Source organism: Phycicoccus mangrovi (assembly GCF_018729305.1).
Classification (GTDB): domain Bacteria; phylum Actinomycetota; class Actinomycetes; order Actinomycetales; family Dermatophilaceae; genus Phycicoccus; species Phycicoccus jejuensis.
Genome location: NZ_JAHHWP010000018.1, coordinates 59522 through 72903, shown reverse-complemented (window position 1 = coordinate 72903; position 13382 = coordinate 59522). Strand labels below are relative to the sequence as shown.

Below are 13382 nucleotides of genomic sequence, written 5' to 3'. Positions count from 1 at the left end.
CCGTCCGCGCCGTTGCGTCCGGTCACGGATGACGCTGCCCCACCGTCGTCCGGCTGGAAACCGACGGACGTCAGCAGTCCGGCGCCGCCAACCCGCCACCTGGCGGTGGCGCCACCACGAGACCGCCAGGAACGCTGGCCAGTGCTGCTCGCCGCGGCTACCGTGCGAGAACCGGGCATCACCGCACCGCGGACGCCCTCGTGAACCAGGAGGTGGCGATGACCGTGGCCCCGGTGCTGCGCCCCGAGTTCGACGCCGAGCTGCGCGCCGGGCTGGCCGTCGTCGGCGGCATGTTCCCTCCGACGATCACCGCCGATCTCATCGACTTCATGCGCGTCTCCTATGCCTCGCCCCCGATGGACGACGTTCTGCGCGACCGTGGCATCGCGTGTGAGGAGCACGTCGCCCCGGGGCACCTCGGGGCCCCCCTCGAGGTGTCGGTCCTGCGCCCACCGGGCCAGGACGGCCCACGGCCCGCGGTGGTGTACGCGCACTCCGGCGGGCTGATGTTCGGTGACCGGTTCAGCGGCATCGACCTCGTCCTCGACTGGGTGGACCGGATGGGCGCCATCCTCGTGACGGTCGAGTACCGCCTGGCTCCGGAGTTCCCCGACCCCTATCCCCGCGAAGACATGTACGCGGCCCTGGAATGGACCGCCAGCCACGCGGACGCCCTCGGCATCCGGCCGGACCGGCTGGTCGTGGCCGGCGCGAGCGCCGGTGGCGGACTGGCCGCCGGCATGGCCTTGGCAGCACGTGACCGTGGCGGCCCACCCTTGGTCGGGCAGGTCCTGGACTACCCGATGCTCGACGACCGCGGCATCACGACGTCGATGCACCAGTTCGACGGGGTCGGGGTGTGGGACCGGGTCAGCAACCAGACGGGGTGGCGGGCACTGCTCGGGGACACCTGTGGAACCGAGGCCGTCTCCCCGTACGCGGCCCCGTCGCGTGCCGAGGACCTGCGTGGTCTTCCGCCGGCCTTCATCGACGTCGGGGCAGCGGAAGTCTTCCGCGACGAGGCGATCGCCTACGCCGACGCCCTGTGGAGGGCAGGAGGCGACGCCGAACTGCACGTCTGGTCCGGTGCGTTCCACGCGTGCGACATCTTCGCGCCCCACACCGCGGTGGGCCAGAGCATGATCAAGGCCCGCAACACCTGGCTCGAGACCATCCTCGCGGACTGAGGGGGGACGACGTGCAAGAGCTCCTCGGCCGCATCGCCCGACTCGACCCCAGCGCCAGCCTCGGCCTGCGCGTCATCGCCTGCTTCGACGAGCTGGTCGTCGGGAACGTCAACACCCGCGCCCTGCTGTCGGCCGCCGCATCGCTCGCGGGCTGCGTGGCCGGCTTCCACCAGGACCAACCGGTTCGCTCTCTGCGAGTGAACCCCCGAGGCGAGGTCCTCCGCGACACGACCGCACCCGTCCCCGCGACGGCCACCACCGCGGACGGACTCTCCGTCTGGCTCGAGCGCGTCGGTGACGCCCTGCCCAACGACGCGATCATCGTGGAACGGCTCGCCCTCGCAGTGCGGATCCGACACGGCCGCAGTCGAACCGGGTCCGACCACCGACGAGACCTCGGACGCCTCGTCGACGGGGACACCCCGGTCGACGAACGCATGGCGGCCGCCGGGGCCCTCGGGCTCGGCGCAAGCCGCCTCTACCGGCTCGTCACGGCACCCCTGTTCGCCGTCTGGGAGCGGCACCCCCACGGCCCCGAGGACGTCGTGCCCACCGTCCACGGGCCGATCCACGCCGTCATCGTCCCTGCGCAGCCCGTCGACGAGACACTCAAGGCGAGCCCGGTGGGGGTAGGGGTCGCCACCACACCGCAGGACCTCCATCACTCGTTCCGCACCGCCTTCGTGGCTCTCCGTCTGTGCGACCCGCCACGTGTCCCGACGGTCCACGCCGACGAGTACGGCGGCCTGGTCGGCCTGCTCGCCGACGCCCCGGCGGCGAGCGCCCAGCCTGACGCCGACCGACTGGCCGAGCTCGAGGTCCACGGGTGGGGGTCGCGACGATCGAGGCGGTCATCCACTCGCAGTCCGTGCGTCAGGCGGCGCGGCTGGCGGGCGTGCACCACAGCACGATACAGACCCGCATCGAGACCATCTCCGCCCTGCTCGGCTTCGACCCCTTCGACGGTTTCGGCAAGCCGCGACTCGGTACGGCCTACCTCGTCTGGCGGCTGCGCCGATCCCGCGTGCTCGATCTCCCCTCACCCACGAACGAGACACGAAAGTGAGCGTCCCCAGGGAACGGGACACACGACGAATGACGCACATCGGACTGCTGAAGGTCTGGTTGACACTTTGACCTGCCCTACAGCCTGGTTTCCAGATTCGGTGGTGAGTCTCAGGCGGGTTGGGGTGTCTTCTCGGAGAGTAGTTCGTGCTCGATCGGGGTGCGGTAGCCGAGGGCGGAGTGCCGTCGCTGGCGGTTGTAGAAGATCTCGATGTACTCGAAGATCGCGTTCGAGAGCTCGAGGCGGGTCGTCCACTTCTTGCGGTTGAGCAGCTAGGTCTGCATCGAGGACCAGAACGACTCCATCATGGCGTTGTCGAGGCCGTCGCCGACGCTGCCGAAGGAGGGCATGAGGCCCGCTAAGCGGATCGTCTCGCCGAAGGCCCACGAGGTGAACTGGACTCCGTGGTCGGCGTGGACGATGCCGCCGGGTCCGGGGCGGCGGTTGCGGACGGCCATGTCGAGGGCGTTGATGACCAGGGTGGTGTGCTGGCGGGAGTCAATGGACCAGCCGACGATCCGGCGGCTGAAGGCGTCCAGGACCGCGGCGAAGTAGACCTTGCCTTCTCGCGTGGGGTGTTCGGTGGTGTCGGTGACCCACAGCTCGTTGGGTCGCAGCCGGTGAAACTTGCGGTTGACCAGATCATCGGAGGTGACGACCCCGCGCAGGCGCTCGACCCGGGCAGGGCCTGGGAGACCGTGGATGCCGGCCTGGGTCATCAGGACCGAGACCAGGCGCGAGCTGACCTGGACCTCCATCGCCATGGTCAGCTCGGCGTGCACCCGCCGGTAGCCGTAGGTGCCGCGGCAGGCGATGTGGATCTCTCGGATCAGGCCGGTGAGCCATTGGCGGCGCAGCGCGGTCTTGGACAGGGCGCGGCGCTTGTACCGGTAGTAGCCCTGCCGGGAGACTCCGAGGACGGTGCAGCTGTTGTCGCCGGGGACCCCGGCGTCGGCCAGTCGGTCGATCACCGGGTGAATCCTTTTGGGTGGGCCTTGTCCTCCGCCAGGAACGTTGCTGCTTGTCGGATGATCGCCAGCTCGCGCTCCAGCTCGCGGATCCTCTTCCGAGCCGCGCGCAGCTCGGCGGACTCGCTCGTCGGGACGCCCGTGATCTCGCCGCGGTCGATCCGGTCCTGCTTGAGCCACTCGTGCAGGCAACCGGCGCTGATGCCGAGCTCGTAGGCGGTCTGCTTGACCTGCATGCCGGATCGGACCAGCGCGACCGCTCGCGCGCGGAACTCCGGAGGGTAGGGACGAGGCACTGTCGGAGCCTTCCAGTCAGGCCCTCGACTCACCACCACGACTGGAAACCAAACCGGGGGGCAGGTCATGGTGTCAACCGAACCTTCAGCAGTCCCTTCCGCGTCGTCACGGTGATGACGCGCGAACTCACGCAGGACGCGGATATGGCCGCGTTCCAAGCCAACTTCCGCGTCACCTCAGTAACGGCGCGGTTATTCGGCCGGACCCCTCATCGGCCACAGCGCGCAACTCTGTAACGTCGCCCATCACCCGGCCTGCGAGGTTCGCGCGTGTCACGGTGCAGCAGTGACCGAGACGTTGAACAGCGTCTACCAAAGGCCAGATCGGTACCTCGGGTGAACGTGTCGTGGCAACGCTGTCGTCAGTTCCTGTCGTCGCGGTTCCTCGATCTGTTGGTGCTTTGCGATAGGACGCAGCAGAAGGGGCCGCTGCCACGACGTCAGCGGGCTGTGTAAGCCCGAAGTCACCGCGTGCAGCGACCCCTCCTGTCTGGGCCAGCTCCCGGTCTGTGGTGTCAGGCGGGGAGTTTGGAGCCCAGTACGTCGAGCTTCTCGATCGTCGGTTCGGAGAACAACGTGCCGGTCTGCTCGCCGAGAGCGACCGCAACAGGGCCGGACAGGTGGGCGTCACGTCCGGCGTCATCGGGGAACACGTCGAAGATCCCGAACGAGGTCGGCCCGAGGCGGATCGCGAACCACGCGGTGGTCGCCTGCTCGTCCTCGACAAGCGCACGGCCGCTGTCAAGGAACTCCTTCACGTCATCCTCCTTGCCGGGCAACGCGTCAAACCTGACCAGCAATCCCTTGGTCACACTCATGACTTCTCCTCTTCCTTCATCGTGGTGCCCGCGAGTTGGGACACTATTGCCTCGGAGAACGCCGGGAGGTCCTCCGGCGAGCGGCTGGTGATGAGATTCTTGTCGATCACCACGTCCTGGTCGACGACGTCGGCGCCGGCGTTGCGCAGGTCGGTGCGAATGCTCGGGTACGACGTCAGGGTGCGACCCGCGGCCACGCCGGCCTCGATCAACGTCCACGGCCCGTGACAGATCGCCGCCACTGGCTTGCCGCTCTCGACGAAGTCGCGGACGAAGGAAACGGCGCCCTCGTCGACCCGGAGCTGGTCGGGGTTAACCGTGCCGCCGGGAAGCAGCAGGGCGTCGTAGTCGCCCACCGAGGCGTCGGCGACCAGCCCGTCGACGGTGAACGCGCCCGCTTCATCCAGGTCGTTCTTACGGGCCTTGATCTCGCCGTCGTGGATCGAGAGGACCTCGGTCTGAGCGCCCGCGCGGTCCAGTACTTCGCGGGGTTGCTCGAGCTCAACGCGTTCGACGCCGTCGGTGGCGAGGATCGCGACCCTCTTGCCCTGAAGATCTGCTGCCATATCAGTTTGCCTTCTTGCCGTTCGACATGCCGGGCTTGATGACGACCTTGGTCCAACCCTCGGACCTGGAGTCGAAGTTCCTGTAGGCGTCGGCGGCCTGATCCAGCGAGATCTCGTGGGAGACGATCCAGGACGGCTTCGCCTTGTCAGCCGCGATGAGGTCTCGCAGCCGGCGGTTGTACCTCTTGACCGGGCACTGACCGTTGCCCATGGTCTGTCCCTTGAACCAGTGGGTGCCGAAGTCGATGGCCGCCTTGCCCTGCTTGGCCAATTCGCCCTTGGCCCCCGGGTCCTCGGGGACGAACACGCCGACGGTGCCGATCCCGCCGGTGAACCGGACCGAGTTGATGAGCATGTTCAAGGTGGCAGCCGGGTCTTCGTTTCCCTCAGGGTCGTGGGCCTGGTAGCCGACACACTCGCAGCCACGGTCGGCCCCGAGCCCCATGGTCTCGTCCAGCACAGCCTGTACGGGGTCGACCTTGGAGTCGTCGATGGCGATCGCTCCGATCTGCTCGGCCAACGCGAGCCGGTCGGGGTGGCGATCGACCACCATTACCTTCGCGGCGCCCTTGATGGTCGCGGACAGGGCGGCCATCAGTCCCACGGGGCCGGCCCCGGCGATCACGACGCTGTCGCCCGGGATCACGCCGGCCATCTCGGTGGCGTGGTAGCCGGTGGGGAAGATGTCGGAGAGCATGACGTAGTCGTTCTCCTTGTCCTGCGCGTCTTCACCCAGGCGCAGCGCGTTGTGGTCGCCGAAGGGCACCCGGAGAAGCTCTGCCTGCCCCCCGCCGTAGGGGCCCATTTCGGCGAAGCCGTAGGCCGCACCGGCGACCGACGGGTCAGGTTGCGTCGTCAGGCAGTAGTTCGTGAGCCCGCGCTCGCAGTTCTTGCAGAACCCGCACGAGATGTTGAAGGGCAGCACGACCCGGTCGCCCACCTTGATCTTCTCCACTCCCTTGCCGATCTCCACCACCTCTCCCATGTTTTCGTGGCCGAACGTCCGGCCCTTCTCGAAGGAGGTCCGCCCCTCGTACATGTGCAGGTCCGAGCCGCAGATGTTGGTCGTTGTGACCTTGACCAGCACATCGGTGGGCCGTTCGATCTCGGCGTCCGGAACGTCCGTGACCGCAACATCTTTGGGTCCCTGATAGACGACAGCCTTCATAGCGATTCTCCAATCGTTGTGTCGGCAACTCCGACCAGTCCACACTCGTCGCCGACCACCAGAACGTCATGGGCGCACCAGGCCAAGTCCCGGGGCATGGTTTGGTTCGAGTGCACAACTCCCCGCGGGTGGGTGCGCTGGGCAAGGGGTACGGTGAGCGGAACGCTGCCCCGGAGAGTTGATGAGGACCGATGAGCTCACACGGACTCGGACTGGATCCCGGGACGCATCCGTGCTGCATGTACGGAGGCGTCGCCGCTCAGCGCGACGACCTGTGGGGTCCCTGCGGCACGGGGGGATCCCGGGCGGGCCGGCCAGGGATCAAGAGATGACCGCCTGCGAGCCCGCCACAACCGGAACCGTTGTGCCAACCGGCGAGCTGGATCTGCGGCGTGCCCTCACCGGCCTCGATGGGCTGCTGGTGATGTCCATGGCGATGATGCAACGTCACGACGTGGACGAGGTCATCAACGTCTTGAAGCGTGAGGTCGAGTCGGTGACCGGCTGCCAGTTGGTTCACGTCACCTTCCAGCGGGACCGGGAGTGGATCACCATGCCCCCCGGGGAGCCGACGAAGCCGGCGGAACCGAGCCCCTCAACCGGTGAACGTGTATTCGTGCAGGACGACGGCGACTCTTGGACGTCGACGACGGCTGTGGCGGTCTTGAACGGCGCTCCGGGCCAGCTGGTCCTTCGCAGCTTCGCCCGGCTCGACCCCGAACAACTGTTCGTCATCGAACGGTTGGGCGATCTCCTCGGGACGGCGCTCGCGGACGCGCAGGTGCACGAGCGCCACCGCCGACGCGCCCACGAACTCGATGCAGCCAATAACGGGATGGCGCGCACCGTCGCGGCGCTGCGGCACCGTGAGGGGGTGCTCGAGGAGTTCGCCCGACTATCGACGACCGGGACTGAGCTCGACGTGGCCACCTCACTCAGTCGGCTCACTGGCTCCGCTGTCGTGCTGAGGGACAGATTCGGGCACGAGACGACCCGGATCACGGTTGCCGGCCCATACCAACCGGTCCTCGAGCGAACCTCGCTCGAGGAGGTCATCGGCGGACGCCCCGAACTCGGCACGATCGAACTGGAGGTGCCATCGGACAAAGACCGAGACGACGCATCATTCGCTCTGCGGTACGCGGGCGTCGCACTGGGGCTGCTGAGGGCAAAGGCCGCAGCGATGAGTGAACTGGAGAACCGACTGAGTCGAGACCTCCTCGACGACCTTCTTGAAGGGCTCCCGGCCGACGTTGCCGTGGACCGGGCATCCGCTCAGGGCCACGACCTCGGCGTTCCGCACGACCTGATCGTGTGCGCATGGTCCTCCGAGCGGGGTCACCTCGGGCACGACCGCGACGTCGATCACCTCCGGATGGCCATGGCTCGTCAGCGACTGCCCTGCTTGGTCGTGCGGAACCGGGGACTGGTCGTCGCCCTCGCCCACCGAGGTGTCGACATGGGCCGCTTGTTCAACGACTTGTCGCGCGCCTACGGCGACACCAACGGTGTGATCGCCAAGGGGGAGCCGGCCAACTCGCCGGTACAGATCCCACGTGCGTATGAGCAAGCCCAACGAGCACTCAGGGCTCGTCAGCAGTCCCACAATCCGTATGGCTTCATCGCCTACGCCGACTTGGGAGTAGACCGGCTGCTCGCCCTCGACGGCAACGCTGAGGAAGTCGAGCGCCTCATCAGGGACTGGCTTGGCGACCTATTGGGATACGACCGTCGCCACGGCACCGAGCTCGTCCCCACGCTAGCGGCCTACCTTGACCACGGGGGCAAGTACGCAGACACGTCAAGGACGCTCACCATTCACCGCAACACACTGCGCTACCGAATCAGCCGCATCACCGAGATCTCGGGCCACGACCTCAACAACGTCGAGGCACAACTCAACCTCCACCTGGCGACACGCGCGTGGCGACTGCGCCGTGCCTCCGTCGGCGAGCCCCTGCGAAACGCCGTCCGGTGAGGTAGTCCCAAGCCGTAGTTGCGAGAGTCTGCACGGCGATGGCACTGGACGATCAGGAGTGGTCGACCGGACCGATCGCCGGGTGGTGCCAGAGTTCCCAGCTGGTGTGCAGCAAGCAGATCAGGGTTAGCCCGGCGAGCGCCGCCAAGGCAGGCGCCACCACCGCGACCGGGATCAGCGAAGCAGCCCCCACTGCGGCCACCAGGCGACCGGTGGCGAGCTGGTGGTGGTCGCGCCATCGGTAGGCGACGTCGCCGACGTAGAACATCGCGACGCCGGCGGCCAGGGCGACGGCCGGCAACAAGGGGAGTGGTTCCCCCGGTGCCGCGACTGCTTCGTGCACCCCGAGAGCGAAGAACACCACCCCGACCACGAGCGGCAGATGCAGGTAGCTGTAGGAGTCGCGCGCGAGCCTTGACCGCTCCCGATCCTTGGTGCCGCGCAGCCGTCGTTCGGCACCGCCGCGCAGATAACCGAAGTAGGACCACCACAGACCCGCCGCGATCAGCACGGCAAGGAGGACGGCCGCCACAACACTCGGGCGCGGAAGAGCGGCTTCGGCGCCAGCGCCTACCCCGACGATCGCCTCACCCAGCGCGATGATGATGATCAGCCCGTGCCGCTCCACGAAGTAGGCAGGTGTCACGCTCCAACCGGTGGTCCCGACCAGGACCGGCCCCGACAGATCCATCACCGCGCCCACGATCCACAGCAACTCTCGTGCTGGCGTGTCGAAGAACGCCGCGGCCACCAGCACTGCCGGGCCGGCGAGTAGGGTGGGGACTAGTCGCAGCGCGGCCGAACCCACGTCCGCCTCGCCCCGCACGTCAAGAGCCAGCAGCACGACGTGGATCAGTCGGACCGCCAGGAATGCAAGCGCAAAGACCAGCGCCCGCGCGCCGAACGCCTGCGGCAGCGCGACTGCGGCCATCAGCATGGCCGCCATGGCGAGAAAGAGCAGCAGGCGAGGCCCGGGTCCGTCGTGGTCGGAGGTGTTCGTCAGCCAGGCGTAGCAGGCCCACGCCCACCACACAGCAGCGAGCGCCAGGATCCCGCGGCCGAACCCCGCCCAGGAGATGTCCGCGAGCATCAGGACAGTGACCTGCGACATCGCGTAGACGAAGACCAGGTCGAAGAACAACTCCAGCGTTCCGACCGATCGATCTGCTGTGTCTTCGGCCGCTTGCTCATCCGCATTGCCGAGATCATCGTCACGCATACGGTGCTCCTCACCCACTCGCCGACCTTGATGCTTGAGTACACCAACTCACATTGGGCTTCGGAGGGCGGGAGCCTGACCCGGTTTCCCGGACAGTTTCGGTGTGGTGATCATGCCGCGGTGATGGCGGCGGTGTGAAGGGCTTCGTACTCGTGCGGGGACAGGTATCCGAGGGTGGAGTGCCGGCGGCGGGGGTTGTACCAGCCCTCGATCCACTCGAAGATCGCCGCGGCCAGCTCCACGCGTGAGGGCCAGGTGCGTCGGCCGAGGAGCTCGCGTTGCATGGTGGACCAGAACGACTCGATCAGGGCGTTGTCCACGCTGGAGGCGACCCGGCCCATCGACCCGAGGAGGCCGGCGTCGCGCAGCCGGTGGCCGAAGACCCACGAGGTGTACTGGGAGCCGCGGTCAGCGTGCAGGATCGTGCCCGGTGTCGGGCGGCGTTGCCAGCGGGCCATCTCTAGGGCATCGACGACGAGCTCGGTGCGGATGTGTTCGGCGATCGACCAGCCCACGACCCGCCGGGAGTAGGCGTCGATCACCGCGCAGCAGTTCACCCAGCCGTCGCTGGCGCGGTGCTGGGCTTGGGAGGAGCGTTAGCGACGGAGTCGGTGAACCACACCCGATCCGGGGCGTCAGCGGTGAACACCCGCTGCACCAGGTCCTCGTGGGTGGCCGGCGCAGGGCGCTGCCCGCGCTTGCGGCGGTGACACACCCCGGCCAAGCCGGCCCGGCGCATCAGCCTGGCCACGCGTTTGCGTCCGCACGCGATGCCGAGCCCGAGCTTGAGCTCGGCGTGCACCCGCGGGGCGCCGTAGGTCCCCCGGGAGTCTGTGTGCACCCGCTCGATCGTGACGGCCAGCTCAGCGTCAGCCACCGCCCTCTTCGAGGGCGGCCGGGCCACGGCCTCGTAGTAGCTGGAGCGGGCGATGCCCAGCACCTCGCAGGTCACCGCGACGGGGTACCCATCAGCGGCCAGCTCACGGACCAGCGGGGCGCTCATTTTGGGGGGCAGCACGTTCTCCTGCGCGAAGTAGGCCGAGGCGCGCTTGAGGATCTCGATCTCCATCGCCTGGCGGCGGTTCTCCCGCCGCAACCGGACCAGCTCCTCGTGCTCGCTCGAGGTCAGGCCCTCGCGGCGACCGGCGTCGACGTCGTCCTTGGCCATCCAGCGGCGCAGGCACGACTCACTGATCCCCAGGTCCTTGGCGATCGTCGCGACCGACGCACCCGGCACCCGGGTCAGCTCCACCGCTCGACGCCGGAACTCCGGTGGCTTGGCAGCAGGCATCCCAGACTCCTCTCCGAGACGATCATCGCCTCAGCTCAGGTGTCCGGAAAAGCGGGTCAGGCTCCGTGGGCCGTCGAACCTTTCAGCGAGGCGTTCTAGTAGGAGGTTGACTTGCTGCTCGATGAGGCGGGTGCGTTCACGACTCAGCTTGCCGAAGTTCCCATGCGCCGCGTGGCTTCGAGGACTAGCCATTTGCTCAATGTCTTCCTTCTCCCGCTTAGTGACCGCCCATGAGTAAAGAGCTGACTATCCGTGGGCCAACGCACTTCGATCGCTCCGAGTCCTCGGGTACCGTTGAGCCATGGCGCAACGTGGCCCCGATTGGGCCAACATGCTCGACCTTCCCCGAACGCTTAGCAACCTTGAGGGTGAGGCAATAGGCGATTGGCATAGAGACCCCTGGGGATGGCCTGAATACCGCTACCTGGCGAAGCAGCCACGGCTACTGTTTGACTGCCTCAGCGCGAGTGGCGTATCACCGGTAGCGCGCGTCGATGTGCCAAAAGAGAACTTCGCCGCCCGCCCAGCCATGGTCTTGGATGTGCTAGACCGGGTCGCCTACAGCGTGCTAGTCGACTTCTTCAGTTCTCGGCTGATCGGTGGACTGGACCGTCATGTTTTCGGTTGGCGCTTGCATCCTAGCGAGCCTGTCAGTGGATATTATGAACGCAATGGCGACGAGTGGGACCGCTTTCGCTCGCATCTGCTGGGCTCGGCAGATAAGTATGAGACCCTTCTTCTGAGTGACATAACCTCTTGCTTTGCGAGCATACCCGTTTCGCAACTCGCTGACGCGTTGGCAAACGTCTTGCCTGGCGGCATTCCGCTGGAGCGCTTGATCAATTTTCTGGTCTCTTGGGAGGGCGGATCTGGGCGATCGGGCATTCCGCAGAGATCGAGCGCCTCGGCCGTGCTTGCCAATTTCTTTCTCCAAGACCTCGATTTGATTCTGCATGGCCACTCCCGCGTGGTTGAGAAGCCAAAGAAGGGAACCCCTGGAAGTTCTTCTTGGGCACGTTGGATGGACGATATGTGGCTTTTTGGAGCAGACGCCGGTGCCCTTCGCCAGGCGCAGGTGGAATTGCAATCCGAGGCGGCGAGTCTCGGTCTCAACCTCAACGCGAATAAGACTCAACTGCTTGAAGGCAACGAAGCAGTCGAAAAGGCGTTGGAGATGGAGCACAGTGCAATCGACGGGGAACTGAGCCTCGAGATGTTGATCATCAACATGAAGACCGGCAGCCAGCGTCGTAAACGAAAGAAGGATTCGTCACGACTCAACCAGCTCCTGGACGAGATTCTCGCAGGGCCAGAAAAGACCGACCGAACAACCCTGCGATTCGCCACTACGCGTATGCGCTCTTACTCAAAGTTCGCCAAAGTGCCAGAATTCTTGGATCGCGCGCACAGAATGCCTCACGGCGCCGATCATCTCGCGCGCCTATTTCGCGACTCCGTTGGCGTATCCGACTATCAGGACTGGTTCCTCGACTACGCTGCGTCGCCTTGGGCCATGTATCCATGGGCGATCGCGAACTTTGGCACGGCACTTCGGTCACGTGGTCGACCTCCGCGCAAGGCAACAAGGGACTACTTCACATCAGTGCTGGCAGACGGTCGGAGTTCGCTGCCGCTCTTCGCGTTGGCTGCACAGAGACTCTCAACATGGGACGCGGACGCTTGCCGGCTTGCGCTCCGAGAGGCCGTCCGGACCTCTCCAACGACCCATCATCTCAGGATCGCAGCGTACGCGGGGCTTACCGCGGGCGAACGAGGAATCACAGTCCGAAAATGGCTTGTTGGCAGTGAGAATCAGCTCACCCTTCGCTACTTAGAGGACACCGCGTTTCGGCCACCTAAGCCGACCGTTGATTTCGCTGGAGTGACTGTCTGAGTGGTGAGTGGTGTCTGGGATGGTCGGTTGAGAGCAGCGACTCCTCTTCTGTCCGCACGGCTTAGCCTCTAGCCCACAGTGGGCGGAGTGGGGCGGCCGCAGGGGCCAAGTGACACCTACTCGTAGTGAGCAACGGACGAGACTAGGCCCTCGGTTGAGTACGGGGACCCCGTTGATGAGCAATCGCGCTTGATGTCACCAACCTCCATCTACTCGTCAGACCATTGGGTGGCGTCGCGAGCCAGCGCTGGAGAGGAGTCACCAGCGCTCGCAGCACCCTGTAGCGGTCACCGTGCCATGCGGCGATCCCTGTGCACCCCTAAACGAGTTATCCACAGGCCTCGGCAGGCAGTGACGGCGCGCCCTATTCGTGCCATCGTGATGGGACCACCCCAGCAATGAGGCGGTAGCACGTCGGAGGGGCCGATGGCATGGATCAAGGTTGGTGCTCGAAGCGCGGTCAGCGTGGCTGGCGTCGCGCTCATGTCTTTGGGAATGACGGCTTGCGAAAGTGGCACTGCTAGCCCGGCGCCCTCAACATTTGCTCCCATCAGCAGCACGGTTCCGAGCACGCCGTCGACGTCATCGCCGCCACCGTCGGAGACTGGGACCCCCACCGCTCAACGGCTCGCCTCTGAGGCGATCGTGCGTTATTGGGCCCTGCTCGATGACTTGGCTGCGAACCCCGCTCGGTCCATCGACCAGCTCAGAGAAGTGGCGAGCGACCAAGCGTTCGAGCAACGGAGAGTCGCCTTACTCACCTACAGAGAGAAGGGGTGGCACCAAACGGGATCCGCAACGCTGGGGGAGTTTCGGGTTGATGGCCCGACGGACGGTTCCTACGTGGTCTCCGCCTGCGTGGATGTCAGCAGCATCGATTTCTTGGACGATCTCGGACGTTCGCAAGTGAATCCGAATCGCCTTGACAAGC

At 66.2% G+C, this 13382-nt stretch carries 10 protein-coding genes and 1 pseudogene; 4 read left to right on the top strand and 7 right to left on the bottom strand.

All coding sequences use genetic code 11. The features are described from left to right. Positions 1-218 precede the first annotated feature (218 nt). Both KMZ30_RS16575 and KMZ30_RS16570 read left to right on the top strand, forming a co-directional pair. Positions 219-1187 carry an alpha/beta hydrolase gene (locus KMZ30_RS16575; protein ID WP_215514303.1) on the top strand — a complete coding sequence of 323 codons (969 nt, stop codon included), beginning with the start codon at positions 219-221 and terminating at the stop codon, positions 1185-1187. Positions 1188-2013: 826 nt separating this feature from the next. After that, positions 2014-2253, top strand: a complete 240-nt coding sequence (locus KMZ30_RS16570) for a helix-turn-helix domain-containing protein (protein WP_215520073.1) — start codon at positions 2014-2016, stop codon at positions 2251-2253. Positions 2254-2363: 110 nt separating this feature from the next. Here KMZ30_RS16570 and KMZ30_RS16565 read toward each other — a convergent pair. The 4 genes and pseudogenes from KMZ30_RS16565 to KMZ30_RS16550 all read right to left on the bottom strand — a co-directional run bounded on the left by KMZ30_RS16565 (position 2364) and on the right by KMZ30_RS16550 (position 6069). Next, a pseudogene (locus KMZ30_RS16565) lies at positions 2364-3517 on the bottom strand (IS3 family transposase). A 515-nt stretch (positions 3518-4032) separates the two neighbouring features. Next, positions 4033-4335, bottom strand: coding sequence for a putative quinol monooxygenase (locus tag KMZ30_RS16560; protein WP_075818624.1), 303 nt, complete (start codon positions 4333-4335; stop codon positions 4033-4035). Then, positions 4332-4901 (bottom strand): type 1 glutamine amidotransferase domain-containing protein, encoded by a 570-nt coding sequence (locus KMZ30_RS16555; RefSeq protein WP_215514301.1) that lies wholly within the window; start codon positions 4899-4901, stop codon positions 4332-4334. The genes KMZ30_RS16560 and KMZ30_RS16555 overlap by 4 nt, the downstream gene beginning before the upstream one ends. 1 nt (position 4902) lies before the next feature. Further along, positions 4903-6069: a glutathione-independent formaldehyde dehydrogenase gene (locus KMZ30_RS16550; protein ID WP_215514300.1), complete on the bottom strand. Its 1167-nt coding sequence runs from the start codon at positions 6067-6069 to the stop codon at positions 4903-4905. Between the two features lie 328 nt (positions 6070-6397). Between KMZ30_RS16550 and KMZ30_RS16545 the strand changes: the two genes are divergently transcribed. Continuing rightward, positions 6398-8047 carry a PucR family transcriptional regulator gene (locus KMZ30_RS16545; protein ID WP_215514299.1) on the top strand — a complete coding sequence of 550 codons (1650 nt, stop codon included), beginning with the start codon at positions 6398-6400 and terminating at the stop codon, positions 8045-8047. 52 nt (positions 8048-8099) lie between these two features. Here KMZ30_RS16545 and KMZ30_RS16540 read toward each other — a convergent pair whose 3' ends face one another. From KMZ30_RS16540 to KMZ30_RS22090, 3 genes are all read right to left on the bottom strand, one after another. Further along, complete coding sequence (locus tag KMZ30_RS16540) at positions 8100-9266, bottom strand: low temperature requirement protein A (protein ID WP_215514298.1); 1167 nt, start codon at positions 9264-9266, stop codon at positions 8100-8102. Positions 9267-9376: 110 nt separating this feature from the next. Further along, positions 9377-9808: an IS3 family transposase gene (locus KMZ30_RS22095; protein WP_215514297.1), complete on the bottom strand. Its 432-nt coding sequence runs from the start codon at positions 9806-9808 to the stop codon at positions 9377-9379. Positions 9809-9819: 11 nt separating this feature from the next. Beyond that, the gene (locus tag KMZ30_RS22090) at positions 9820-10557 is read right to left on the bottom strand and encodes an IS3 family transposase (RefSeq protein WP_215520072.1); all 738 of its coding nucleotides are present in this window, start codon (positions 10555-10557) and stop codon (positions 9820-9822) included. 301 nt (positions 10558-10858) lie between these two features. On the opposite strand from KMZ30_RS22090, the gene KMZ30_RS16525 reads away from it, so the two are divergent. Further along, the gene (locus KMZ30_RS16525) at positions 10859-12451 is read left to right on the top strand and encodes an RNA-directed DNA polymerase (protein ID WP_215514479.1); all 1593 of its coding nucleotides are present in this window, start codon (positions 10859-10861) and stop codon (positions 12449-12451) included. Positions 12452-13382 lie beyond the last annotated feature (931 nt).